The 26,821-nt window shown below is 40.4% G+C and carries 21 protein-coding genes, 2 tRNA genes and 1 riboswitch; of the genes, 17 read left to right on the top strand and 6 right to left on the bottom strand.

Features of this window, described 5'->3' with window-relative positions:
• The first annotated feature begins 356 nt into the window (after positions 1–356).
• From FAZ15_RS18255 to FAZ15_RS18220, 8 genes are all read left to right on the top strand, one after another.
• Positions 357–4,472 carry a hybrid sensor histidine kinase/response regulator transcription factor gene (locus FAZ15_RS18255; RefSeq protein ID WP_136902751.1) on the top strand — a complete coding sequence of 1,372 codons (4,116 nt, stop codon included), beginning with the start codon at positions 357–359 and terminating at the stop codon, positions 4,470–4,472.
• A 190-nt stretch (positions 4,473–4,662) separates the two neighbouring features.
• Positions 4,663–5,325: a fructose-6-phosphate aldolase gene (gene fsa, locus FAZ15_RS18250; RefSeq protein ID WP_136902750.1), complete on the top strand. Its 663-nt coding sequence runs from the start codon at positions 4,663–4,665 to the stop codon at positions 5,323–5,325.
• A 19-nt stretch (positions 5,326–5,344) separates the two neighbouring features.
• Positions 5,345–6,202 (top strand): alpha/beta hydrolase, encoded by an 858-nt coding sequence (locus FAZ15_RS18245; protein WP_136902749.1) that lies wholly within the window; start codon positions 5,345–5,347, stop codon positions 6,200–6,202.
• 5 nt (positions 6,203–6,207) lie between these two features.
• Complete coding sequence (locus FAZ15_RS18240) at positions 6,208–7,770, top strand: glycoside hydrolase family 43 protein (protein WP_136902748.1); 1,563 nt, start codon at positions 6,208–6,210, stop codon at positions 7,768–7,770.
• Positions 7,771–7,816: 46 nt separating this feature from the next.
• Positions 7,817–9,679 carry a sialate O-acetylesterase gene (locus FAZ15_RS18235; RefSeq protein WP_136902747.1) on the top strand — a complete coding sequence of 621 codons (1,863 nt, stop codon included), beginning with the start codon at positions 7,817–7,819 and terminating at the stop codon, positions 9,677–9,679.
• 31 nt (positions 9,680–9,710) lie between these two features.
• Positions 9,711–11,813, top strand: a complete 2,103-nt coding sequence (locus FAZ15_RS18230; RefSeq protein WP_202912450.1) for a hypothetical protein — start codon at positions 9,711–9,713, stop codon at positions 11,811–11,813.
• A gap of 221 nt (positions 11,814–12,034) precedes the next feature.
• A complete protein-coding gene (locus FAZ15_RS18225; RefSeq protein WP_136902746.1) occupies positions 12,035–14,683 on the top strand; it encodes a beta-glucosidase in 2,649 nt (882 codons plus the stop codon).
• Between the two features lie 274 nt (positions 14,684–14,957).
• Complete coding sequence (locus FAZ15_RS18220) at positions 14,958–15,158, top strand: hypothetical protein (RefSeq protein ID WP_136902745.1); 201 nt, start codon at positions 14,958–14,960, stop codon at positions 15,156–15,158.
• Between the two features lie 12 nt (positions 15,159–15,170).
• Here the strand turns inward: FAZ15_RS18220 and FAZ15_RS18215 are convergent, their stop codons facing one another.
• Together FAZ15_RS18215 and FAZ15_RS18210 are read right to left on the bottom strand one after the other, a co-directional pair.
• Complete coding sequence (locus FAZ15_RS18215) at positions 15,171–15,683, bottom strand: hypothetical protein (protein WP_136902744.1); 513 nt, start codon at positions 15,681–15,683, stop codon at positions 15,171–15,173.
• Complete coding sequence (locus tag FAZ15_RS18210; RefSeq protein WP_136902743.1) at positions 15,680–16,054, bottom strand: winged helix-turn-helix transcriptional regulator; 375 nt, start codon at positions 16,052–16,054, stop codon at positions 15,680–15,682. Before FAZ15_RS18210 ends, FAZ15_RS18215 begins: the two co-directional genes overlap by 4 nt.
• Before the next feature lie 80 nt (positions 16,055–16,134).
• Here FAZ15_RS18210 and FAZ15_RS18205 point away from each other — a divergent pair, with 80 nt between their 5' ends.
• The 3 genes from FAZ15_RS18205 to FAZ15_RS18195 all read left to right on the top strand — a co-directional run bounded on the left by FAZ15_RS18205 (position 16,135) and on the right by FAZ15_RS18195 (position 20,634).
• The gene (locus FAZ15_RS18205; protein ID WP_136902742.1) at positions 16,135–17,013 is read left to right on the top strand and encodes an NmrA family NAD(P)-binding protein; all 879 of its coding nucleotides are present in this window, start codon (positions 16,135–16,137) and stop codon (positions 17,011–17,013) included.
• Between the two features lie 183 nt (positions 17,014–17,196).
• Entirely contained in the window at positions 17,197–17,565 is a 369-nt protein-coding gene (locus FAZ15_RS18200) for a hypothetical protein (protein ID WP_136902741.1), read from the top strand.
• 183 nt (positions 17,566–17,748) lie between these two features.
• Positions 17,749–20,634 (top strand): triple tyrosine motif-containing protein, encoded by a 2,886-nt coding sequence (locus FAZ15_RS18195; protein WP_136902740.1) that lies wholly within the window; start codon positions 17,749–17,751, stop codon positions 20,632–20,634.
• Between the two features lie 54 nt (positions 20,635–20,688).
• Here FAZ15_RS18195 and FAZ15_RS18190 read toward each other — a convergent pair.
• A tRNA-Ile gene (locus tag FAZ15_RS18190) sits at positions 20,689–20,762 on the bottom strand.
• An 89-nt stretch (positions 20,763–20,851) separates the two neighbouring features.
• On the opposite strand from FAZ15_RS18190, the gene FAZ15_RS18185 reads away from it, so the two are divergent.
• The 3 genes from FAZ15_RS18185 (at position 20,852) to FAZ15_RS18175 (ending at position 22,068) form a co-directional block, all read left to right on the top strand.
• Positions 20,852–21,484 (top strand): HAD family hydrolase, encoded by a 633-nt coding sequence (locus FAZ15_RS18185; protein ID WP_136902739.1) that lies wholly within the window; start codon positions 20,852–20,854, stop codon positions 21,482–21,484.
• 85 nt (positions 21,485–21,569) lie between these two features.
• Positions 21,570–21,761 (top strand): 30S ribosomal protein S21, encoded by a 192-nt coding sequence (gene rpsU / locus FAZ15_RS18180; RefSeq protein WP_136902813.1) that lies wholly within the window; start codon positions 21,570–21,572, stop codon positions 21,759–21,761.
• Positions 21,762–21,983: 222 nt separating this feature from the next.
• Positions 21,984–22,068, top strand: a tRNA-Ser gene (locus FAZ15_RS18175).
• 432 nt (positions 22,069–22,500) lie between these two features.
• Here the strand turns inward: FAZ15_RS18175 and FAZ15_RS18170 are convergent.
• Positions 22,501–22,971, bottom strand: a complete 471-nt coding sequence (locus tag FAZ15_RS18170; protein ID WP_136902738.1) for a hypothetical protein — start codon at positions 22,969–22,971, stop codon at positions 22,501–22,503.
• Between the two features lie 144 nt (positions 22,972–23,115).
• Here FAZ15_RS18170 and FAZ15_RS18165 point away from each other — a divergent pair, with 144 nt between their 5' ends.
• Both FAZ15_RS18165 and FAZ15_RS18160 read left to right on the top strand, forming a co-directional pair.
• A complete protein-coding gene (locus tag FAZ15_RS18165; protein ID WP_136902737.1) occupies positions 23,116–23,343 on the top strand; it encodes a DUF6965 family protein in 228 nt (75 codons plus the stop codon).
• 3 nt (positions 23,344–23,346) lie between these two features.
• Entirely contained in the window at positions 23,347–23,724 is a 378-nt protein-coding gene (locus tag FAZ15_RS18160; RefSeq protein WP_136902736.1) for a hypothetical protein, read from the top strand.
• Here the strand turns inward: FAZ15_RS18160 and FAZ15_RS18155 are convergent.
• A complete protein-coding gene (locus FAZ15_RS18155; protein ID WP_136902735.1) occupies positions 23,721–24,938 on the bottom strand; it encodes an MFS transporter in 1,218 nt (405 codons plus the stop codon). The genes FAZ15_RS18160 and FAZ15_RS18155 overlap by 4 nt on opposite strands.
• Before the next feature lie 272 nt (positions 24,939–25,210).
• Between FAZ15_RS18155 and FAZ15_RS18150 the strand changes: the two genes are divergently transcribed.
• Positions 25,211–26,317, top strand: a complete 1,107-nt coding sequence (locus FAZ15_RS18150; RefSeq protein WP_136902734.1) for a DUF2891 domain-containing protein — start codon at positions 25,211–25,213, stop codon at positions 26,315–26,317.
• Here the strand turns inward: FAZ15_RS18150 and FAZ15_RS18145 are convergent.
• Complete coding sequence (locus tag FAZ15_RS18145) at positions 26,314–26,577, bottom strand: 5-oxoprolinase (RefSeq protein WP_136902733.1); 264 nt, start codon at positions 26,575–26,577, stop codon at positions 26,314–26,316. The two genes, FAZ15_RS18150 and FAZ15_RS18145, sit on opposite strands and share 4 nt — an antisense overlap.
• 70 nt (positions 26,578–26,647) lie before the next feature.
• A riboswitch (SAM-I-IV-variant riboswitch) is annotated at positions 26,648–26,741 on the bottom strand.
• Positions 26,742–26,821 lie beyond the last annotated feature (80 nt).

The raw sequence follows: 26,821 nt of genomic DNA, 5'->3' as shown, positions 1-26,821 counted from the left end.
TTGGTTATGCAAATACATTGTTTATGTACACGTCTAGATGATGTAGGTGAACAATGTTGTTTATAATTAATGCTAAGGTATGTAATGGGGTTATTACACAGATGGAACGAATGTCTAAATGATAGGTAAGAATGTCAAATGCATTGCTTTTTGAGTTTTATGGTGCTTATAGCGCATTTTTTGCTGTAAATATCCGTATGGATGGGTTTCAACCTTCTCTTAATTAGTTGATAATTGTCTTTTTAACAATAAATTTTACCATATGCATGGTTTTCCAGATAAAATCGTATTAATTTTATATCTTAGTAATTCAACAAGGAAAGACAACTAGCCAGTCGTAAATTTTATACACCGTGATGATTAGATATATATTTCTACTTTTTTTTCTTAAGATAGTTGTTGTGTCCGCACAAGAGTATCCAGTTGATTTCCAACGATACTATACCCAGAATGGGCTATCATCAAATACGATCTTTAGCATGTGCCGCGATAGCTATGGCTTTCTTTGGATCGGAACTGAAGATGGTTTAAACAGATTCGACGGTATTAATTATAAGGTATATCGGCACAATCCGGATATTACGGGGACGCTGAAAGTAAATCACGTTACTGCACTGGCTGAAGATGGTATGGGTAGAATCTGGATTGGAACCAGCGGTGGAGGTCTAAGCTTTTATGACCGTAAGCTGGACAAGATCGTTCACTATGAACAAACACCCGACAAACGTTGGCTGAGTAGTGCGATCACTTCTCTTGCTATGGATAATGCTGGGAAACTATGGGTTACATCCTACGGTGGATTATTTGTAATTAATGTGCACCAGCTAGAAAAGAATGTAGATGATCGTTATGCCAAACTAAGTGCCAACTTTCTGGGGAAAGTATCTAGTTTTACATTTCAGGACAGTAAGCAGCGGATGTGGATCGCGACAGACAGCGTGCTCTATGTGTATTCGAATAACTATAAACAAATTTCAAAATATAGTATATGCCGTAAGGTTGGGGGCGAACGCACAGATAATATGATCACTTCGATTGTGGAAGATCAAGGTAGTAGGATATGGATAGGTTCATTATCAGGTATTTATGTTTTTAACGAGAAGGTCAATAACGTAGAGCGATTTGACGATTACCCAAGTATGCGCTCGCTAAGCGCTGGACGGATCTATGCCATGTCCATCGATAAAAAGGGGGGGCTATGGATTGGGACGGATAGAGGGCTGGAGGTGCTAGATGTCTCTACATACACCTCAAAAACATATAAGCCTGATAGCCGTGACCCGCAACGTATCAGCCATCAATCCATCCGGTCTATATTAATCGATAAGTTTGGGATTTATTGGGTGGGAACTTTTCAGGGCGGGCTAAATAAATTCGATACCAACTTAAGTCAATTTAAGCTAAAGGATATACGTACAGTAGATCAGTATGGTTTGAATTCGCGTATGATTACCTCCTTGCTGGCCTATAGAAATGACGTACTTATCGGAACCGATGGCGGAGGTATACACCTGTACGATCGAAAGCGGGACGTGACAGCCGCAGTAGATTTAACAGCGAGTAAGGAGCATAGCGGACATCATTTAACTATACTCGCACTCGAAGAAAAAAATGATCATCAGGTTTGGTTAGGAACTTATAAAGAGGGATTGTTTTACTATGATAAGAAAACAGGAAAAAGTTTTCAGTACGGCATAGGAGATGGTGCCGGCAAACTGAATAATGGAGATGTTTTCTGCTTAAAAAAGGATGGGGATGGCAACCTCTGGATAGGTACCAACGGTGGGGGTATCAACGTGTTAGACGCGCGTGATGGGACAATGCGAAAGTATATGCGTAAGACAACGGTGGGAGATGGTGGTTCGGAGCCGAACAGTAATTTTATCCGCGCGTTTGAAGAGGATAGAAATAAGGACATGTGGATTGGCACCTTTGGTTCAGGTGTCTGCGTATTCCGTAAAGCAACACAAACATTTTCCTTTTTTAATAAAAACAGTCATAACCTACCAAGTGACTATGTACTTTCGTTAAAAGAGGACAGCCAAGGCAACATCTGGGTGGGAACCAACGGAAGTGGTGTGGGATTTTTGAAAAAGGGAGCAAGGGAGTTTGACGTTATTTCAGAGCGAGACGGGTTGATCAATGGCGTTGTACAAAGTATTGTTGAAGATCCGGATGGCAAAATATGGTTCAGCACCAATAAAGGGTTGAGTTGTTACGATCAACAGGCAAAGCGTTTTAAAAATTATTCTCATTTCGCCGGATTACAGTCTGGCGCCTTTATGCGGGGGGCTGCTATCTGTATGCCAGACGGTGAACTTTTTTTTGGTGGGCAAAATGGCTTTAACCACTACTACCCCAATCAGCTGAAAACAAATACCAATCCGGCAAATGTGGTGCTTACCGAACTTAAAATTGATAATGAAGTTGTCGTGCCTTCAGAAGACGGTGCGATTAATACTTCTGTGCTCCTGGCCAATCGCATTAATCTCCAATTTAAACAGAACTTCTCTATATCGTTTGAAGCACTAAACCTCACGATTCCCGAAGAGAATCAGTATCAATACATGCTAGAAGGCTTTGACAAAGAATGGATTCATGCAGGCAAGGAACATAGCGCTTACTATACAAATCTTGATCCTGGTAACTACGCCTTTCATGTTCGTGCCAGTAATAACGATGGAATTTGGAATGAAGAAATTAAATCGATTCAAATTTATGTGTCCCCTCCATTTTGGCGTACAATATATGCCTATTTTTTTTATGCCATCGCCATAGTAGGCGGATTATTTTATATAAGGCACCGTGGTATCCGCAAATTGGAAGCAAAATTTGCATTGGAACAAGAACGGAACCGTGCAAAACAATTGATAGAACAGCAACGTAAGGAAGCGGAACAGTTACACCAGCTGGATACGATGAAAATAAAATTTTTAACCAATCTGAGTCATGAATTTAGGACACCAATATCATTAATCGTTGGCCCGGTTGATAACCTGATGGATCAGATAAAAGATGCTAAAGCTTCTGAACAGCTCGGGTTGGTAAAGCGAAATGCTAGACGTTTATTAAATCTCGTTAATCAGTTACTGGATTTCCGGAAAATGGAGGAACAGGAGCTTTCTTTGCAAGATACCGATGGGGAATTGGTTTCTTTTGTGGATGATATCAGTAGCTCATTTAGCGATATGGCGCAGCAAAAAGGTATCGACTATTCCTTTAGATCTGCAGCAGACAAGTTGTATCTCGTATTTGATCAGAATAAAATAGAACGCATACTTTTCAATATATTGTCAAATGCGTTTAAATTTACGCCGAAAGGGGGAAATATCTCTGTATATCTTGAAATGCTAGAGGCTCTCTCTGATGCTGAAAATTGTACGGTGCGTATCACGATAAAAGATTCGGGTATAGGAATTCCAGCGGAGGCACAGGAACATATTTTTGAAAGCTTTTTTCAGCATGACACGAACGGTAAAGTAATCAATCAAGGTACAGGGATTGGCTTATCTATTGCGCATACCTTCATCAAGATGTACAGTGGAGATATTGAGGTAAAAAGTGAAGTAGGACATGGCAGTTGCTTCTCGTTCAGCTTGTATATGAAGCGAAGTACAGCCGAAACCTCGCATATATTATCTCTTGATAGGGAAAATAACGAGATTGATTTCAATGACAAGCCTACCGGAACTGAACCTATTGATGTTTATCGACAACCGACTATTTTAATCGTTGAAGACGACGACGATTTTCGTTTTTATATGAAAGATAGTTTAATTTCCTCCTTTCAGGTATTCGAAGCAACAAATGGAAAGGAAGGTTGGCAAAAAGCACTTTTTCACCATCCCGATATTATTCTTTGCGACGTACAGATGCCTGTTATGAATGGGATGGAACTTGCCCAGAAGTTGACTCAGGATCGGAGAACTAAGCATATTCCCGTCGTGCTATTAACTGCTGCCCAAGTTAAAAATGGCTTGATTTGTGGTCTGGAAGCTGGCGCGGTTGATTATATGACCAAACCCTTTGATATAGCTGTGTTGCATGCAAAGATCAACAGCCTATTGGTTCTCAACCAAGCCTTCAAAGACGTGTATACCAAACAGGTGTCGGTATTAACACCGGAGATTGAAGTTGTTTCCGAGAAAGAGTTGTTTCTCCAAAAGATTCTGGCGTATATTTATGATAATATCAATAATCCACAACTATCTGTGGAGAATTTAAGTGCACACTTATCCATTAGCCGTGCCTCGTTGTATAACAGGCTGCTCGAATATACAGGGATGTCGCCGGTTGATTTTATACGATCGGCTAAACTCGAGCGGGCAGTCGCCTTGCTGGAAAAAAGTGATAAGACAATTGCCGAGATTGCCTACGAAACGGGATTTGCCAATCCGAATTATTTTACGAAGGTGTTCAAATCAAAATATCAAAAGACGCCATCTGAATATATACAGTCGTTTAAAAATTAACTCAGGGATTAGCGATAGCCTAATCGTCACAATGAGAACCAAAACGGAGATATAAACTTGATATACCTCCGTTTTAAACATTTGTTCTATTTTTTTCTTTATTCTTACTCTTACTTCTTAACAGGTTTTTCTAGTTTTGGAATACTGTCTTACAATAGGACATAACCAGATAAACGATTAAATATTAGCTATGAAATTTTTTATTGATACAGCTAACCTGTCAGATATTCAGGAGGCTCAAGAATTAGGTATACTGGATGGTGTTACTACCAATCCTTCGCTAATGGCAAAGGAAGGAATATGTGGTACGCAGAATGTTATTGACCATTATAAAGCGATCTGTACTATCGTAGATGGTGATGTTAGTGCAGAAGTCATCGGTACGAATTATGATGAGATTATTCGTGAAGGACTTGAATTGGCTAAGTTAGATGATAAGATAGTCGTTAAGGTTCCCATGATTAAGGATGGTGTAAAGGCTATAAAGTATTTTTCCAATGAAGGTATCAAAACAAATTGTACACTGGTGTTTTCTGGCGGACAGGCACTGCTGGCTGCCAAGGCTGGAGCTACTTATGTTTCTCCTTTTTTGGGCCGTCTGGACGATATTTCCACTGATGGACTGGGGCTAATTGAAGAAATTAGACTGATCTATAATAATTACGGTTTTACAACGCAGGTTTTGGCCGCTTCGGTGCGCCATGCCATGCATATCGTGAACTGCTCAAAGGTTGGGGCTGATGTAACTACGTCTCCTTTATCGGCAATTACCGCTCTATTAAAACATCCTTTAACAGATGCTGGACTAGCACAGTTTCTTGCTGATCATAAACGTGTGTCTGAAAGAAAATAATTAGCTGATATAACAACATATGAAAAATATAGTATTATTCGTACTAGCTATAGTATTTTCCATGCTAAGCTATGGGCAGCAAAATAGTGCGCCGGAAGGATTTGATGTGCGACGGGATCAGATCGAACGTGGTCGGATCGATAGCATATCTTATCCTTCCAAGACGGTCGGCGTAAACCGTAAAGCATTGGTGTATACACCTCCCGGATATTCTTCACAAAAAATATATCCTGTGTTATACTTACTCCACGGCATCGGAGGAGATGAAAAAGAGTGGCTGAACAATGGCGTGCCACATATTATCTTGGATAACTTATATGCAGAAAGTAAGTTGGAAGAAATGATTGTTGTGTTACCAAATGGTCGCGCCATGAAGGACGATAGAGCGACCGGAAATATTATGGCGAAAGACAAAGTTGAGGCTTTCGCGACATTTGAAAAAGATTTATTATACGATCTTATTCCTTTTATCGAAAATAAATACCCCGTCAAAAAGGATAAGGACTATAAGGCGGTATTCGGATTATCTATGGGTGGTGGTCAGGCATTAAATTTTGGTTTGGGCAATATGGACGTCTTTTCTTGGGTGGGTGGCTTCTCCTCCGCTCCCAACACCCGGATGCCGGAGCAGTTGCTTCCTAACCCAGAGGAAGCAAAGCAAAAATTGAAACTGCTTTGGATCTCGTGTGGAGATCAGGATGGATTGATAGGGAACAGCAAACGTACCCATGAATACCTTAAGCAGCATAACGTGCCACATGTATTTTATATAGAACCAGGAGGACATGATTTTAAGGTATGGAAAAATGATTTATACCTTATATCTCAGTTGCTTTTTAAGGAGGTAGACTACAAATTGCTAAACGATAGATATTAATAATTATGAAAAAAACGGGTGTTTTTTCCGGTTATATAGTAGTGCTCTTCCTTTCTATGAGCGGCGCGGCTTGGGCTCAGAAAGCCCAAAACCCTATTATCTTTTCCGACGTGCCGGATATCTCGATGATACGTGTGGGGGATACGTACTATATGAGTAGTACGACCATGCATATGAATCCAGGACTGCCTTTGATGAAATCTAATGATTTGGTCAACTGGGACCTTATTGGTTACGGACATACGGCCTTGGCGGATATAGACGAACTAAACCTGGATAACGACAAAAGTACCTATGGCAGGGGTTCCTGGGCCAGTAGTATCCGATACCATAGCGGTACCTACTACGTAAGCACCTTTGCCCAAACCACAGGCAAAACCTACATTTATTCGACTAAGGATATCGAAAATGGTCCGTGGGAGTCAAAGGAGTTTAAGCCGGCAATGCATGATCATACTTTGTTCTTCGAGGGAGATAAAGTATATATGATCTGGGGTGGGGGTAAAGTAAACATCGTGGAGCTATTACCTGATCTATCGAACGTGAAGCCAGAGACACAACGTGTATTAATCGAAAATGCAACGCTACCTAGTACACCCGAGGGTGTGCGTGGTGGCCTACCAGCGGAAGGTTCACAGTTGTTTAAGGTAAATGGAAAATATTATCTTTTTAATATTTCTTGGCCTCCTGGAGGCATGCGTACCGTAATCGTGCATCGTGCGGATAAAATTGATGGACCTTACGAAGGACGTGTCGTGTTGCAGGACAAAGGCGTGGCGCAGGGGGGATTGATTGATAGGCCAAATGGGGAGTGGTATGCCTATCTTTTTCAGGATTACGGTGCTGTGGGACGTATTCCGTTTCTCGTGCCTGTGCAATGGGTAGGCGGCTGGCCGGTACTTGGCGTTGATGGTAAAGTGCCTTACGAATTAGATCTCCCAGCTAGTAAGGGATTAATACCAGGCATAGTCAATTCGGACGATTTTTCTCGAAAAAAGGGTGATCCGGCTTTGCCACTCGTGTGGCAGTGGAACCACAATCCGGTCAATGATTTATGGTCTGTGAGTGAACGTAAGGGATACCTCCGGTTGAAAACAGGACGTGTAGACCAAGATTTCCTTCAAGCAAGAAACACGCTAACGCAACGAACAATAGGCCCAACATGCGTGGGTTCTACAGCAATTGATGTGTCTAAAATGAAAGATGGCGATTTTGCGGGCTTATCGCTCTTGCAAAAAAACTATGGTTTGCTTGGGGTGCGCGCAGAAGGTGATAAGCGATCGTTGGTGATGGTCAATGCAACAACTGGAGCATCGGAAGAGGTGGCTGCCGTTTCCTTAAAGCAGGATAAAGTATTCTTAAAGGCACACTGCGATTTTACGGATAAGAAGGACGTCGCTAATTTTTCGTACAGCTTGGATGGCATAAATTGGATAGCTATAGGCACCCAACTGAAAATGGCCTATACTATCCCGCACTTTATGGGCTATCGCTTTGGTCTTTTCAATTATGCTACAAGGCAGACAGGTGGGTATGTTGATTTCGATTATTTTAATATTACACCCTAAAAAATATTCAAATGATTTTAAACCTCATCAATAACACGAAATATAGATGAAAACTAATTTTTTTTTGGGATTTCTTTTTCTGCTGATTACGCAATCTATCCTAGCTTCCATAAGGCTACCTGCATTAATCGGTGACCGTATGGTATTGCAGCGCGACACCGAGCTTAACATCTGGGGATGGGCTGACGCAGGAGAGAAGGTAACGGTACGTTTTCAAGGAAAGTACTATTATACTGGAGCAGACCGGGATGGCAATTGGATGCTTAAGCTACCTCCGCATAAAGCCGGTGGACCGTTTATAATGGAAGTCAATGAAATCGTACTGCGTGATATTCTTATCGGCGATGTATGGCTTTGCTCCGGTCAGTCTAATATGGAGACGCCTATCGGAAGGTTAGTGGATAAATATCCAGAGATCAACGTCTCCAATAACCACATGATACGCCATTTTAAAGTTCCTAAACAAAATGCCGTAGAATCATTACAGGATGATATCATCACGGGCAGTAACTGGCATTCGGCTACTGCCTCCGATGTGATGAACTGGACGGCGCTAGCGTATTTCTATGCGCAGGAAGCTTACCAATATACTGGCATCCCGGTGGGAATGTTAGTTTCTAGCTTAGGCGGATCCGCTATTGAAAGCTGGATCGGACAGGAACATCTAAAGGAATTTCCGTCTTTGCTTGTCGATCAAGAGACCTTAAAAGAAAAAACATCTGCGGAAGCAGATAAGGGTGCTGGATTGTGGTCCAGAGCCAATTGGGATGATATAGCCTGGGATACCATGCAAATGCCGGGACTTTGGCGGGATAACGGAATTCGTGCCAGTGGGGTTGTTTATTATCGTAAGGACTTTACGGTGCCTATGGAAATGGAAGGCAGGCATGCTAAATTATACATGGGTATGTTGATCGACAGTGACTCGATCTTTATAAACGGGCATTTTGTGGGCACAACCGGGTATATGTATCCCCCAAGAAAATACGATATTCCAGCTGGCGTACTCAAAGGGGGACAGAATAATATTACCGTAAAACTAACGGCGAATATGGGTAATGGAGGCTTTGTTCGTGATAAATCCTACAAAATTATAGGTGACGATACAGAAATTGACCTCAGTGGGACATGGAAATACCGCGTGGCGAAAGATCTAGGTAACATCAAAAGGGTTGAAGAAAAATTGGTAAACCTGAAGTCAGCGGGATCGGGATTGTATAATGGCATGATTTACCCTATTCGTGATTATAACGTACGGGGAGCGATCTGGTATCAGGGAGAGAGTAATGCAGGACAGTCTCATATGTACAAATCGTATCTGAAATCGTTAATTGCAAACTGGAGAGCTTTGTATCAATGGGCAGAGATGCCATTCTTGTTGGTGCAGTTGCCAAATTACATGCAGAAATCGACTGAACCCCAAGAAAGTGGCTGGGCGGGAATCCGCGAGGCGCAGTTTAAGGTTGCGTTGGAGGTACCCTACACCGCACTAGCGGTTACATATGATGTAGGGGAATGGAACGATATCCATCCGTTAAACAAAAAAGACGTTGCGCAACGGCTATTCTTAGGAGCGCGTAAGCTGGTATATGGCGAAAAGCTAGTGAGTTCAGGGCCACTGTACAACGACATGAAAATTGAGGGAGACAAGATCGTTTTGTCGTTCACGGAAGTGGGCGCTGCACTGGTCGGGAAAGGTGGGGCATTGCGCCATTTTTCCATTGCTGGAGCGGATCAAAAATTCTTCTGGGCCGAAGCTATGATTAAAGGGAATAAAGTCATTGTTGGCAGTAAAGATGTCAGCAAGCCCGTAGCGGTACGCTATGCATGGAGTGATAATCCAGAAGATGCAAACTTAATGAACAAGGAGGGCTTGTTGGCCTCTCCATTTCGTACAGATAATTGGTAGAATATACACAATAATTGCAAATATGTTACTTATGAAGAAAATCAGTTTTATTTTGATGAAGCAGCAGATTCTGTTATGTACAATGGTGCTTTTGTTTTCCACGATAGGTGTAAAAGGACAGCATAAAGCAGTCTCTGTGAACGAGATTCACAAGAAGTTCATCCATACAGCCCCCGGTAACCCATACTTGCCTCTGTGGGAACATTTACCGGATGGCGAACCGCGTGTGTTTGAAGACCCGGATATTCCTGGGAAATATAGAGCATACATTATCGGTTCACATGATTTGCGAATGGACAGCTATTGTGGGCCGGATATCAGGATGTGGTCTGCACCTGTCGAAGATTTGTCCAGTTGGCGGGATGAAGGTACTATTTTTACTTATGAAATTGATGGACAATGGGATGTGATGTATGCCCCGGATCTTGTCGAGGTGAAAAGAAAGAACGGAGTAAAGGAATACTACCTATATCCACATAGCCGTGGGCAACACCGCGAAGCCATGGTGGCCAAAGGCAGTCGTCCCAACGGTCCATTCAAACCGATTAATCTAACGGAGGATGGCAGACGTACGGTGCCGGGAAGTATTTTGGGTTTTGATCCAGCGGTTTTTGTCGAATACGTTACGGATCCTCAGGATCCAGATTATGAAATTGGATTTAGGGCATATGCATATTGGGGATTTCAACGGTCATTAGCAGCTGAATTAGATCAAAATACAATGTATTCGCTTCGACCAGGGACGCAGATTATTGACCGCTTTATTCCGGCAAGTGCACGTTACGGTGTACTGCGGGAGCCGGAGGGAACCGAGTATCCCAATATTTTGAAAGGAGAGGATTTAGGATCATTTAATTTCTTTGAAGCGTCTTCTATCCGTAAAGTTGGCAACAAGTATGTATCGGTGTATAGTGGCTACTCTGGTCCTGAATATGGTGTCGGTAGTTCTAATTCTACCTTACGCTATCTGGTCGGTGACTCACCTTTGGGCCCTTGGAAAAGCGGCGGTGTTTTAGTGGACTCACGTGCGCCGGTGTTGAATCAAGATGGAAGTGCGCTGCAAACGACTGGTGGAGGACATAATACGCATGGTAGTATTGAAGAAATTAATGGACAATGGTATGCTTTTTACCATAGACCTCCCCGAAATTTTGGATATGCGCGCCAGGCGGTAGTAGCACCGATTAGCATTGATTGGGATGAAAAACCGGTGGCTGAAGGGGGAATGGTAAGGATCGGCGCTTACGATCCGTACGCAGCGAATAAGATCTGGACGGCAAAAGACACGCAAGGAAAAGAATATAAAGGTGCTGAAGTTACTTCGGAAGGATTCCATATTTATGGATTGGATCCCTATCAATATTATTCGGCGGGTTATGCTTCTTATCTTTCGGATGTCGGTACAATGCAGGACTCTTGGGATATATGGGATAATCATATGCCAATCCATGTAAAAAACGGAAACATTATTGGCTACAAGTATTTTGGTTTTGGAGGGTTAGCGAAAGATCAATTCGGACTTAAGGCTTTTAAAGGAACGAAAAAAGGAAATAAAACTGCTTTTAATCTATTTCTTATTCCAACAACGAAGCAGTCTTTTAAGGTGCAGGTATGGTTAGATGGTCCCTGGGCAAACGAAACGTGGAAAGGTAAGAAGATAGGTGAAATCGTCGTGCCGGCTAGTGCGCCATCTAAAGAAGCTAAGTTCACAATCGATGTGTCGAAATATGTAGATCATCTCGATAAAAAGCATGCCATATTTTTGGTTGCAGAAGGCGGAGATAATGAACAGCTTTTTGAGCTTAGCGGATTGGGGTTTAGCTCGAAGGATCATAAAATAAGGCGCCCTATTGTACCTAAGGTAAGCATATCGGTCGACGGTGAAGCAGTCGAGCTGCCAGCGGCACCGGTAAGATCAACCAATGAAAATGGTATTACAGGTTATGATATTTATGAGGCAATTTATAATGTACCCGCTGGGACAAGCGGAATTCCAGTTGTGAAAGGCACTTCCGATAATCGGACTGTGAAGATCACTGTTACACAGGCTAAATCTTTTTCGGAAAAGGCTGTTGTGAAATTTGATTTTAACGGTGTTGTAAAAACATATAACGTACTGTTTGTACCCGAATAGCCAATACAAGTAATATAAAAAAGCTAATCAATATGAAACCATCATGATTTATTCAAACCGAACGTAGTGAGCTCATGAACTTAGCGAAGCGATTTCATGAATGCCTTAAAAAGCGAACAAGTGATGAATAATACCAATGAAAGACAAACATTCAATGAATAAACCATGAAAGGGGATGAATACATCTGATAGCTTCATCACCATTGAAAAATTTTATACAGATGAAAAACAAAATAAAAGCTGTGTTTTTACTGGCCTTCGCCTTACTGGCATTTAGCTCATGGAAGAGTGATGGGAATGATGAGTTTCTCTTTCGTAATCCAGATTTGCCTATTGAGCAACGGATTGACAATTTAATCGGTTTACTAACGCTTGAAGAAAAGATTGGTTTAATGATGAACAGTTCCAAACCGGTGGAGCGTCTTGGTATTCCGGCCTACGACTGGTGGAATGAAGCGTTGCATGGTGTAGCTCGGGCAGGAAAGGCAACAGTGTTTCCGCAGGCAATTGGAATGGCGGCAACGTGGAATGCAGAAAATCACCTCAAAACGTTTGAGATCATTTCGGATGAAGCAAGAGCCAAATACAATGAAGCTGTTCGACAGGGTGAAAGAGGTAGATATTATGGTTTGTCATTCTGGACGCCAAATATCAATATTTTCCGTGATCCGAGATGGGGTCGAGGGCAGGAAACGTATGGAGAGGATCCACACTTGACAACCAGATTAGGCTTGGCAGCAGTTCAAGGATTGCAAGGTGATAATCCAGATTATTTTAAAGCACATGCTTGCGCTAAACATTTTGCAGTACATAGTGGCCCCGAATGGAATAGACATTCGTACAATGCGGTGGTGTCTGGTCGTGACCTGTGGGAAACTTATCTACCAGCATTTAAGGCATTGGTGCAAGAGGGAAATGTACGTGAGGTGATGTGCGCTTACAATGCGTACGACGGACAGCCTTGCTGCGGAAGTGACGCGTTGATGATGGATATCTTACGCAATCGTTGGGGATTCGAAGGGATGGTGGTATCGGATTGCTGGGCGATAAATGATTTCTACCAGAAGGGGCATCATGAGTCGCATGATACACCGGAGGCGGCTGTTGCAGATGCGGTCTTGACTTCAACGGATCTAGAATGTGGTAGTTCTTACGAACACCTCATCGCGTCGGTGAAACAAGGACTAATTACCGAAGAGCAGATTAATGTATCGTTGAGAAGGGTCTTGAGAGGTTGGTTTGAACTGGGTATGTTTGACCCGGAAGATCGCCTGCCATGGAGTAAACTGCCCTATAGCATCGTGGCTTCAAAAAAACATCGCGAACAGGCACTGGAAGTAGCACGCCAGTCCATAACCTTACTAAAAAATGAAGGTAATACGTTGCCGCTGCGTAAGGACATAAAAAGAATCGCTGTGGTGGGTGCAAATGCGGCGGACAGTATAATGTTGTGGGGTAATTATAATGGAACTCCGACTTCCACGGTTACCATTCTGGAGGGTATACGGCAGAAAATTCCAAATGCTGAAATTTTATATGAAAAGGGAAGTGATTTGGTGGATCCTTGGGTCAGAAATTCGCTTTATGATGCCCTACTCACTGAAAAAAATGGAAAAAAGGGACTGAAAGTTGAGTTTTATAACAATAATTCATTTGATGGGAAGCCTGCGAACACATTGATAAATGGTTTGGGTATCGAGTATAGCAATCGTGGAGGAACTGCCTTGGCTCAGGGTGTCAATATGGAAAATACTTCTACACGTATCTCGGGGATATTTGTGGCACCGTATACGGGCGAAGTCGTATTTAAGGCGAACGCGTACGACGGTTATGTGTTGACATTTGCCGGAAAAGAAATTGCCAATCGTACGGGCAGAACCGCGTTACAAGGTGAAGAGTATGCTGTAAATGTAGAAAAAGATAAACACTACCCAATCGTTATGGAGCATCGCCAACAGGGAAAAATTAATATTATTGGTCTGTCTGTCTACAAAAAAGAAAAGGCTGATTTTACGGAACTGACCGGAAGATTAAAGCATGTGGATGCCATCGTATATGTAGGAGGCTTATCTCCGCAGTTGGAAGGCGAAGAAATGTTCGTGAATGCGGAAGGTTTCAAAGGGGGCGATCGTACCTCGATCGAGTTGCCGAATGTACAACGCGAACTGTTAGCAGCGCTACGTAAGACGGGAAGACCGGTTACATTTGTTTTGTGTACGGGTAGCTCGCTCGCACTTGAGCAAGATGAGCAAAACTATGATGCATTGCTTTGTGGATGGTATGGAGGTGAAGAAGCTGGTACGGCGGTAGCAGATGTGCTATTTGGGGATTATAATCCGGCAGGTCGATTGCCAGTTACTTTTTATAAGTCGCTAGCACAGTTAGATAATGGTTTAACCCAGACAGGCGATACGTTGAGACAGGGGTTTGAAAATTACGATATGAAGGGACGCACGTATCGGTATATGACCGAAGCCCCATTATATGCCTTTGGTCATGGATTAAGCTACACTACCTATTCTTATGGAAATGTCCGTATCGGTGATACACCAATTGATGGCAAGAAAGGTTTACGGCTGGCCATACCGCTCGTCAATACCTCAAGTAGGGATGGGGAAGAGGTGATACAAGTCTATATAAAAAGAAATAACGACCCGTTAGCGCCGGTAAAGTCACTCCGAGCTTTTAAACGGATTTCTATGAAGGCGCAGGAACACAAAGTTGTCGAGCTTGCCATTGAAGCCGATGCTTTTTGTTTTTACGACGAGCGAGCGGATGATCTTGTATTTAAACCGGGCAACTATACCGTGATGTATGGCGGTACTTCGCTGGATGCAGGATTGAAGAAAATAGATATTGTGATCGAGTAGCGGTTAGGAGAGCGCATTGGATTAATCGTAAGCTGGACTCTGATAAGCCCGTATTTCTGCCGGTGTCATTTCCATAGAGGCGCAGATAAACAGTGGTAGTTAGACCGGCATGTGTATAATACTTCTGAACATAAAAACTTTATCGGCATTTTCGTAACTGTTAAAAGATAAAGATGATAAGTTATGCTGTGCTTAAAATTTAATGATTATTTAATCAAAATTAAATGTTAATTCGTTTGTAACTTGTTAACTTTGATGTAGTTAATTGATAGTAATGGCAATACAATTCACGACACAAAGAGAAGATACAAATTATGCGTATCCGCATATTGAATCGCTTGCACAAGATCTAGATGCACTTCGAAAATACTCGTTTGAACTGTTGAATAAATTCCGTACGGTTTGGAATGAGGCAGAATATCAAGAATGGTGTGTCATTCAACGGATTTTACATGCGAAGTATATACAGTACTAAATTTTGTAGGGATTACATATTAATACTATCGTAAGCCCAGTGCAGGAGTGCCTGTCTTTGTCTTTTACGGCAGGAAAGATCTCCGAAGCAACAATTATTTACAACTTGAGAGACATGTCTTTTCATAGCCTTCCAACGTTTTATTTGTCTCTGGTCGTCTTCACTACGTCGCCCCATATAGTAGCGGCAATACCATTGGAACCAACCGCGCGGATCTTGTGGGTGGATCCAGCCTTTTGATTTCCAAATCGATAAGGGCTGCGAAGCATGGATACCGAAAAAATTAAGATGAGGATCTCCGGATCCTTTATCCCCTTTATATAGTTTAGCTTTCGCAAACCAAGCCGCAGGAAACTCATTTTGGCAATCCCTTAAATAACGGCCTCCAAATACACCCAATTCCAACATCTCCGAAGGTGTGAGGTCGGGGGTAAATTGAGGGTCAAATTGTTCACCCATTGGACAGCTTAAATAATAGATGTAGTCCTGCTGCATAAGATCACTTACATAAACCGTTTTGCTCATTCTTCAAACTTTGATAGATCACTTTCTTGTTCATTTATCGCCCAGGTAGCCATTGCTGCGATAACAGGCATAAGTCTTTCACCAGATTGACTGAGCTTATAGGTAACGTGAGGAGGGACGACGGGCTTAGCTTCACGTATCAATAAATTGTCAGTTTGGAGCTGTTTAAGCTGCTGAATCAATACTTTTTCTGTAATGGCTGGTATAGCCCGCTTCACTTCGCTATAACGCTTGGCTCCGCTGGACAGGTGATAGAGTATAATGGGTTTCCAGTACCCCCCGATCTTTTCCATCACGTAAGTTACCGGGCATTGTTCCAATGCATATTGTTTGTTTTCTTGTATAGTCGAATTCTCTTTAACCGCTGTCATAATACATACTAAAGGGTAAGTACTTGTATATAAGTAAGTGCAAATATACCTTTGTTGTCGGAAACTAAAAAATAAAAGATATGCAAATTACAATTACAGGTTCCTTAGGGAATATCGGAAGTTCGCTTACCAGAAATCTAGTGAAAGCAGGACATGAGGTAATCGTTATAACGAGTAACGAAAACAGAACAATAGAAATAGAAGCGTTAGGTGCGAAAGCAGCTGTTGGATCGGTATCTGATGCACATTTTCTGACGGAAGCATTTTCTGGCAGCGATGCGGTTTTCGCGATGACACCACCAAATTTGGGCGGAGAAAATGTGATTGCAAATACGACAAAGGCCGGTAAAGCATTTGCAACTGCATTTCAAGTGGCAGGTGTGAAACGTGTGGTGATGTTGAGTAGTATTGGTGCCGATCTTCCAAACGGAAATGGACCGATTGAAGGATTATATCATATTGAGCAGATTTATAAAGATCTCGAAGGGATCGCCTTTACGTTCTTGCGCGCAGGTTATTTCTACACTAATCTGTACAATGATATCCCGGTAATTAAGGGAATGAATGCTATAGGCGCTAACTATCCTGCGGAAACTATCGTTCCATTTGTTCATCCAGATGATATTGCGACGGCGGCAGCGGAAGAATTGCAACGTGTACCGGAAGGAAATGAAATCCGTTATGTGATAAGTGATGTACGTTCTGCTGCAGATGTCGCTGAAGTACTAGGTACGGCTATCGGTAAACCGACGTTGCCGTGGGTAGAATTTACAGATGAACAGTCATTGCAAGGAATGACACAGGCTGGGGTGCCAGCGGAAATTGCAAATTTGTATACGGAAATGGGAACAGGTATTCGTACCGGAAAGATCCAATCTGATTTCATACAGTACGCTTCTCAAGTAACTGGGCAGATAAAATTGGAAGAATTTGCAAAGGATTTTGCAGCTAAATTCTAAAGTAGCTGAGGTTATAATAATTTTAATATGTTGATAGATAATATCTTTATGAAATGTAACAACTGTTAAATGATGTTAAATTGTAACAGGTATGCTACATTTCTATCGACATTTTAAAGTTCGAGCTGTTATATATCTTATAACAGTTAAATAAGATATATTTTAAAACTAAACATTACAGCTATGAAAAAAATAATTTTAACAGGATTGAGTTTTCTATTCGCGTTGACGTTAACATTTGCTCAAGAAGGAACTCCTGAAGAAAAAGCGAAAGAAACGGTAGAAACACTAACAGAAAAACTGACGCTAACAGAAGAACAGCGCGCTTCTATCTACAATATAGTAGTGGAGCATAAAAAAGCGAAATGGACATTAAAGTCTGATACGACTTTATCTGCAGATACGATAAAGGAACAGGCAGCGGGTTTAACAGCTACGGCTGATGCTAAAATAATCGAACTATTGACGGAAGAGCAAAAACCGTTATATGGTCAGTATATTGAAGAACGTGATGCCAAAAAAGAGGAGGAACACCCGGCAGAAACATTGTAATAATAAAAACAAGCATTCATACATTGGTGCAGACCAAGTATAAAAAGAGGATTTTCCGGTATGGAAGTCCTCTTTTTTGTGGACTATATTAATAGTTGATGTTTAGACTATGTATCATACGGTACTGGTCTATTTAATTATTTTTGCCTATATTTCTACACAATAGACATTGTAACCACATCTATGAATCTTTTTAACGTTATTTTATTCTTTATTTTTTCTTGTAGTTATTGCTTTGGACAGCAGCATGTTGGAAGTCCTCATATCATCAATTACAATAGCGCTCAGTATAAAGCGGGTATGCAAAACTGGGATATTGCACAAGATCGTCATGGAATAATGTATTTCGCTAACAATGAAGGACTACTGACATTTAACGGACATTATTGGAAACTTTATCCTCTTCCTAATCCAACAGTGGTCCGTGCAGTCGCCATAACCAACGATAATCGTATCTATGTGGGAGGGCAAGACGAATTAGGATACTTTTCTGCCGATAGTATCGGTGTATTAAAGTACCATTCTTTGATTGAGCTAATACCGATCAAAGAAAGGTTGTTTGCGGATGTTTGGGATATAGTAACACACAAAAATGAAGTCTTTTTTAGGACGAATACAAAGATATTTCACTATCGAAACAACCATATCACGATAGATAAACCTTTGAGCAGTTGGCAGTTTTTGGGAAAAGTTGAAGACGAACTGTTTGCACAGGATGCCGAACATGGGTTGTTCCAATATGATGGAACTGTATGGAAACCACTGGTGAAGACCAGTCAATTAAAAAGTAGCCCAGTAACAGCGATTATGCCTTATCATGCTGATACCTTATTAGTAAGCACTTTGAAACTTGGTGTGTTTTATGTCGTCGGTAATGAAATGATCCCTAAGATGACCGGGATGGATGAAATATTCATTAAGGACCGAATTTATTGTGCAACATCTACTGCTAAAAGTCAGTTTATATTGGGGACTACCTCCGCTGGGGTAATGGTAATAGATCGTAATGGTAGACGTATTCGACAATACGAGTACGGAGCGGGACTTCAAAAAAATAATGTTCGGAGTGTTTTTGTTGATCGACATCGAAATCTCTGGATAGCATTGGATGATGGAATTGATTTTATTGCTTTAAATAGCTCTATCAAATATATTGAACCAAGTAAGACAAACCCGATCAGTAGCTATGCTATGCGGATTTATCATGAAAAACTTTATTTAGGAACTTCTAATGGTTTGTATGTCAGTGCTATTGATATGACTGAAAAGGATCTCAGTTCGTCTATCGCTCGATTTACTAAAGTGGAGGGAACGGAAGGGCAGGTATGGGGTCTTCAAGAAGTAAATGGGCAGCTACTTATGGCACATGAAGACGGAGGATATGTGTTACAGGATAAAGGTGTAAAGTCTCTAATGTATACAACCGGTACTTGGTTGTTCAATCCACTTTCTCGCGTATTACCTTCTAAACACATTCTGGCGGGTACGTATGTCGGGTTACAACGACTGTCTTTCGACAAGGAAGGTTTTCAAAGCGTCGGCGGTGTACATGGTCTCGACGAATCGTTACGTTTTATCCACTATGATAGCCAGCAGCATGCGATTTGGGCATCGCACCCTTATCGTGGTGTATATTTATGTCATCTTTCTTCGGACGGTAGCCGTATTGTCAAACAGAAAACATACGGAGAAAAGGAAGGCTTACCTTCCGATCGATATAATTATCTTTTCTTTATTAAAAATAAAATTGTGACGGCTACAGTTGATGGCATATATGAATACGATAAGGAAACGGATCGTTTTAAACCTTATGCCATATTTTATGCTGATCTGAAAGGTATGGAGATTCAATTTCTTACTGAAGATAGAGAGGGAAATGTATGGTTTATAAACCATAAAAAACTGGGGGTATTGGATTTCATGCAACCAACGGATCGTTCAACTTATAGTATTGTTTATTTTCCAGAACTGAATGGAAAGATTCTTGGAGGTTTTGAATCGATATATGTATATGATAAGGAGAATGTTTTTGTGGGTGCTACCCGTGGTGGAATTCATTTGAATTTTAAACAGTATAAAGAACAAATTCGTAAACCAGATGTATTGATTAGTCAGGTTGAACTGATGGATCAGGAAAAAAAGGCCGTACTATTGTTTGGTGGTTATTTGACGAAAGAGATAAAAGATGTCGAAGCAAATCATGTTGATAATTCATTTCGCTTTAATTTTTCTACGACGTTGTACGGGCAGCAGGAAAATATCGAATTCAGTTATATTCTAGAAGGTTTTGACAAGAATTGGTCTACTTGGGATAGTAAAAGTGAAAAGGAATATACAAATCTTCCCCCTGGATGCTATATTTTTAAAGTTAAGTCGAGAAATAGTCTTGGAAATGAATCTGAGATAAAGGATTTTCCATTTACCATCCATCCACCCTGGTACGCGAACACGGTAAGTTACATCGTGTACGGTGTTGTCTTATGTATACTTATATATCTTCTTTTTAAATGGCAAAAAAGAAACCTTCAGCAAAAGCATGCCAAGGAACTTTATCTACGACAGCTGGAACTTGATCGTAGTGAAAAAGAGGTCGTAAGACTAAAAAATGAGAAACTCGAATCGGAGATAGACTTTAAAAATCGGGAACTAGCTAGCATGGCTATGCACCTTGTACAACGGGGTGAGGTGCTGACTACGATTAAAGAAAATATAAATTCTGCCATTAAAAAGAAGGAGATGGTAGATAATCCTATCAATTTGAGGCAATTGGTCCGACTTATTCGCACATCCGAACGATCAGATGAAGATTGGGAACAGTTTCGTATAAGGTTTAACCACGTTAACGAAAAGTTCTTTGCTAATCTGAAAGAAAAATATGCAGATTTAACGCCTAATGAGTTGAAGCTTTGCGCTCTTTTACGTATGAATTTGTCGACGAAAGAAATGGCGCAGCTGATGCATATCACGACTAAGGCTATTGAAGTAGCGAGATATCGCCTTCGTAAAAAAATGAAACTAGAATCTGATGTTAACCTGCAAGAATTTTTGCTTCCGTTCGCTCAGAAATAATCATGTGTAACGAAAAAAAGGCTTTTTCTTTCGAAAAAAGCCTTTTTTGACCAGTGCGCCCACCTGGGCTCGAACCAGGGACCAAAAGATTATGAGTCTTCTACTCTAACCGACTGAGCTATAGGCGCAGGGTATTTGTATAATGTCAAATTTGAAACGTTGTTCCCTTTTGACGATGCAATTATCGATATTTGTAACGAGAAAACAAAATTTTTAGATGCAAAAAATTAAAAATATTATACTCGATTACGGCAATGTAATCTTTATGATTGACTTTGCGAGGGTGCGCGAAGCATTTATTTCGTTGGGTATCAAAAATGTAGATGATTTTTTTGGACATCGAGGTCAGGATTCGCTTTTTGACGCTTTCGATAAAGGAGAAATCAGTGTCCAAGAGTTTAGAAAAGGAATAAGAGACAAAGCTGGTAAACCAGAATTAACCGACCAGCAAATTGACGATGCTTGGAATTCGCTGTTAATTGGTGTACCCAAGGGGACACATGAGTTGTTATTAGCTTTGAAGACAAAATACCGAACGTTTCTCTTAAGTAATAATAATGAGTTACATTATGCCTGGTGCATGAATCATCTCATGATAGTACATGGCGTATCAGATAATAGTCCATTTTTTGAAAAAACTTACTATTCTCATCTGATGGGCAAACGTAAACCTAATTCAGATATTTTTGTGGAAGTACTTGAAGAAAATGATTTGATCCCTGCTGAAACTCTATTTATTGATGATAGTCCGCAGCATTTGGAGACTGCTCGAATTTGTGGAATGCAGACTGCATTGTGTACAAAAGAAGAACCATTGGCACATTTGATTGAACGTTACAGATTAATATAAGTATTTTTATTTTTTATTTTTGAATTTTAATTCTACCTTTGTGGCTCACAAATTAAATGGCTACGAAAGGAGGTATATAAGCAGCATGATCATCGTAAATGTAAAAGAAGGAGAATCTTTAGACAGAGCGTTAAAACGTTTCAAAAAGAAATTCGAGAAAACGGGGGTTTTACGCGAACTACGTTCACGTCAAGCATACGAGAAAAAATCTGTAACTCGTCGTACGCAAATCAAAAAAGCTATCTACAAACAAGGATTAAACTTGGATAAAGCTTAATTCTGTTTTAATACAGATATAGGGAGCCGATCGAAATGATCGGCTTTTTTTATATATGACTAAAGAAAATAGATTTAATCGTATACATTAATATCTTCATTAAAACCTATTATATAGAGATAGTTATGGTTGAAGATAGTTGTTTGTTGATGGTGATAGAAAAGCAGAATAGAAAAAAGATATAAATAAAAGCTAAAAATATATATATTTGCACACGCGATCGGAGAGGTGTCAGAGTGGTCGATCGAGCACGCTTGGAAAGCGTGTGTACTTAACGGTACCGCGGGTTCGAATCCCGCCCTCTCCGCTGAGACTTAAAAGAGTTTATTCGTTAGAATAAGCTCTTTTTTGCTTCCAGAGAATTGCGAAGATCACTGCACCTAATTAAATAGCAATAGTCAAGGGATGAGAATCCGTAGGGTTCGATCCGAAGAAGGTTTAGGCATAGTGCATGGGGATGCGGGGCTAAACCAATCCCGCCCTCTCCGCCAATACAAAATTAAGCCCAACTGAAAGTTGGGTTTTGTTGTTTATGGACTTTTGCAAGCCGGCTTGGACAAAAGGGCTTAACAATAAAAGTCTGAACGGCGTGAAGAGCTTTATTTTGGCTTGAAGCCACCCCTCTACGGGATCATGAAATAATCCCACCCTCTCCGCCGAGACTTAAAAGAGTTTATTGGTTAGAATAAGCTCTTTTTTTATTTTTACAGAATTGTCAAAGATCACAAATCTTAGTTTATCAGCTCTTTAATTTTGCAAATACTTCACAAACTGCAAATTTACGACCTTCATATCCTGCAACAGGGCATAGTTTAAACGCATTTTCCAGGATATTTAGCCTGTCTACTATTGTATAATGTCGAGGGTTTCCGTCGAAGAAATAGGAATGATTTAGATCAAATTGATCACCGATAGCAATGTCACCAACTCTATACCGTCCATTCATTATACTTTCTAATACGTCTTCTACATATAAAGGTACGTCACGTCCATAATGCCGTCCCAACGGATGTTCAGTTATTACCCTTTTTACCCGAGACAGTGTATCATCACTCCATGTAAGCATCTGTCTTAATTCAAATACTTCTTCCTCTTTATCGTCCAGTTGATTTAAGTACTCCCAAAGGTCTCCGTCTATTTCTTCAGGGACACCGTTTTTGAGTATTCTGTATCCCTTTTCGATTAATAATCCCACTGCTTCCTTTGTCATAATTCAAAGATAATCAATATATTTTAGGAATTTGTATAGCTAATCTTTGGTTATCTAAATGTATTCTCTACATCGATTTTTTCTAAAAAAAAGAAATAAATAAGTATCAGAGACCTCTTTTATCGGTAAATTTGATCCATGAATATGGACGAATTGAAACACGAATTGTTGGGTAAATCATATCCTAATGAAATACAAATATCTAAGGATCAACGGATTATTGATGTGGACAAGTTTTTAAAGACGCAATTTATTATTGTAGAAAATTGGACGAGGGATCTAGTGAAGTGCCCCGGTTATGTAAGATTGTTGAAATTTAGAAAGGCGATTAGTGAAGAGACCATTGAAAATAATAATTTAATAAAACAATAATAGATGAAAACGCAAGGAATAATTTTAGTAATTGTATCAGCTTTGCTGATCATTTTCGGATTAATGTTTGGTCTACCACAATATAGTGTATGGCAACAAGAAATGGCTGGGAAAGCAAGGCTTGCCGAAGCTACACAATCCAGACAGATTCTAATTGAACAAGCTAGGGCGGAGAAAGAAGCTGCTTTATTACAGGCCGAAGCTATCAAAATTATGGGCGAGGCAGCTCAAAAATATCCTGAATATAGAAAACAGGAATTTATTGGTGCTTTTGGAGAAGCATTGAAGCAAGGTAAAATCAACCAGATTATTTATGTACCTACGGAGGCGAATATTCCTGTATTGGAAGCTGGAAAGCGATTTTCTGTGGCGACAGACTAAAGATCAGCAAAGATATTTACTGATGATTCCATTTCTTTTATCTGAGCGGCTTTTTTTTTCTTTTGATTCGGAATAGCATATTTTATTAAAAAGATATATGCCAAAATAGCTCCTATGGATGCCATAAGAATACCTATAGCAGATGGGTAATTATATGCGTAACCGTATGCGATAGGTATGGCACCAAAATATGCACCTAAAGAATTACCTATGTTAAACGCTGCTTGTCCTCCAGCGGCCGCAAAGGTTTCTGATCCTTGTGCATTATTAATCAACATCAGTTGTAACGGTGAGCCGATGCTGAAAGCGACCATTCCGGTAATGAAAGCCATAGGGTATGCTAATTCGTTAATATGTGCTGTAAAGAATACGACTACAAGACATATAGCCATCGCGGAAAAACAAATAATAGCCGCTTTGGTGGGGAGCATGCTGTCAGCTAATTTTCCACCTATAATATTTCCAACAAACATGCCGCATCCAACTAATATCATCACGGTGGAAACTTCATTGGGATGAAGACCTGAAACTGTGGTTACCAATTTGGAAATGTAACTTATCCAAGCAAATAGTCCTCCGGTTCCAATAGCTATTACGGCAACAATCAACCACGCATCCCAGCGTTTGAAATAACTTATTTGATGGATGACATTATTGTTTTTATTGGCAGAAATCTTTGGCATCCAAAAATAAATTGTTAGAAAAGTAAGCAATCCTAGGGCGCTGATAATCGCATAGGTAATACGCCAAGAGTAGTGATGGCCTATGTACGTTCCCAACGGTACACCAGCAAGATTCGCAATTGTCATCCCCGTAAACATCATGGAAATTGCCTGAGCTTCTTTGCCTGGCTTAGCTAATTTGGCCGCTACGACAGATCCTATTCCAAAGAATGCTCCATGGGGTAGTCCAGCTACAAATCGGGAAGTAAAAAGACTCCATTCGTTAGGTGCAATGGTGAAAATGCCGTTGAATACAAAAAACAATAACATTAAGAATAAGAGAACAGCTTTTGGCGAATATTTTGAAGTGGCAGCAACTAGGGTTGGCGCTCCTACGACAACACCCAATGCATATAAACCTATTAAGTTACTGGCAGAGGGAATATCTATATTTATATCTTTGGCGATATCGGGCAATATACCCATCATCGTGAATTCTGTCATACCTATAGCTAATCCGCCGAAAGCTAAGGCAACAAGTCCCTTATTCATTTGTATTTGTTTTTAACGGCATGAATGAACTCCCTCCGGTCGGTTACTCATGTGTGTCCAGTTGATTTCTTTTTATGAGAGGCAAATGTAGAAAAACATTTGTTATCTGAATGTTATTAATGAAAAAAGTCAGAAATGTTCTTATCTTTCCTAGTAATATTAAAATTACCGGGAAATAGCATGAGCTGTTCGTTAAAAAACAGATAACCTAAAGCTCATGCTGTTAAATCGGGAATCTGAAATGTTTAATCACTATTTAAAATAATTATTTGATGAAAACGATTGTAAATACCTTATTTCTGACCTTTCCTATGTTGTTTCTTTTGAATTGTAGTAACAATACGTCAAAAATTACGGAGGAGTCGGCGTCAGCGTTGGTAAGTCTGTCGGAAAAAGAGGCTAAACATATTTTTTCCTTACCGGTGCATTGTCTCGACGTAGAATATCCAAATAAATTGGGACAGGTGCTAGGGTCGAATAAAGACCTGAAATCGCCAAAACAATTGCGACCGATTTTTTATGGATGTTTTGACTGGCATTCTTCGGTTCACGGTTATTGGTCTATCATTAATTTGATGAAAAAATATCCTAACATCGATGAAGACAACCAAGTAAGACAGTTCTTAAATACACATATTACCACGCAAAATGCTGCCATCGAACTGGCATTTTTTGAAGATATAAACAATAGTAATTTTGAGCGAACTTACGGTTGGGCTTGGCTCTTTAAATTGCAAGAAGCATTGGCAACTTGGGATGACCAAGATGCTAAGAGATGGAAGACTACTCTTCAACCGTTAGTAGATCACCTCGTGGCAGCATATAAGGTATATTTGCCCAAACTGATTTATCCCATTCGAGCAGGTCAACATGATAATTCTGCCTTCGGGTTATCCCTTTCCCTAGATTATGCACGTACTGTTGGAGACAAGGAATTCGAAGATAGTATCATACTACATGCAAGGCGTTTATTTTTAACGGATGAGAATTGTAATTTAGCGTACGAACCTAGCGGTTACGATTTTCTCTCTCCTTGTTTTGAAGAGGCCTATCTGATGGCCAAAATTATGGATAAACGGGAATACGCCACGTGGTTAAAGCAGTTTTTACCTTCTTTGTTCAACGAATCGTTCTCTTTGACACCTGCGGTGGTGAAAGATCGCACAGATGGGAAACTTGTCCACCTCGACGGTTTGAATTACAGCAGAGCTGCATGCCTATATGGCATAACCAAGACATTGCCGGAATTGAAACATCTGAATAGTGTAGCAAATGCGCATATAGCCTTTTCGTTACCTAATCTTTCGACCCAAGATGATTATATGGGCAGTCATTGGTTAGGTACGTTTGCGCTATATGCGCTAGAGCATGTACATTAATTCAGTGGTATTAATACATTTTCATCTAATCGTACAGGGGTTAACAATACGGTGGTAAAACCATCTTCTCTGCGAATGATGCGGGAAAGATCGATGCCACGTTTAGAAAGTGCATTTAATATAGCCGTGCGAAATGTCCCCCTAGAAGAACCCCATCCTGTACTTTTTACAATTTCATTATTCAGGTGGATAAGTTCTTCCGTAGAGTAATTTCTAAATTTCTCTACGAGATGCTGATACAATTGAACTGGTGTTGACATACAATTTAAAATTTAAACATTAAACCATAAATTGTATCCAGAAATTCAAAGGGCTTTATAAATAATCGTGATGAAACGTTTATTTTGGCTGAAGACCCGTATTATTTTACCACCGCGGTGTACGCACTCGGTTGGTATTGCTAACGCAATTCTGAATACTCTACAAATTTAGTAGTCTTTTTTGAAATAACAAATTTTATTTAATTTATTTTTTCTAAAAGACTGCCATTTTTTTACTTTAAAC

The sequence above is a fragment of the Sphingobacterium olei genome (genome assembly GCF_005048855.1).
Taxonomy (GTDB): Bacteria; Bacteroidota; Bacteroidia; order Sphingobacteriales; family Sphingobacteriaceae; genus Sphingobacterium; species Sphingobacterium olei.
The sequence above is the reverse complement of the archived record's forward strand: the minus strand, read 5'-3'. Positions and strand labels throughout refer to the sequence as shown.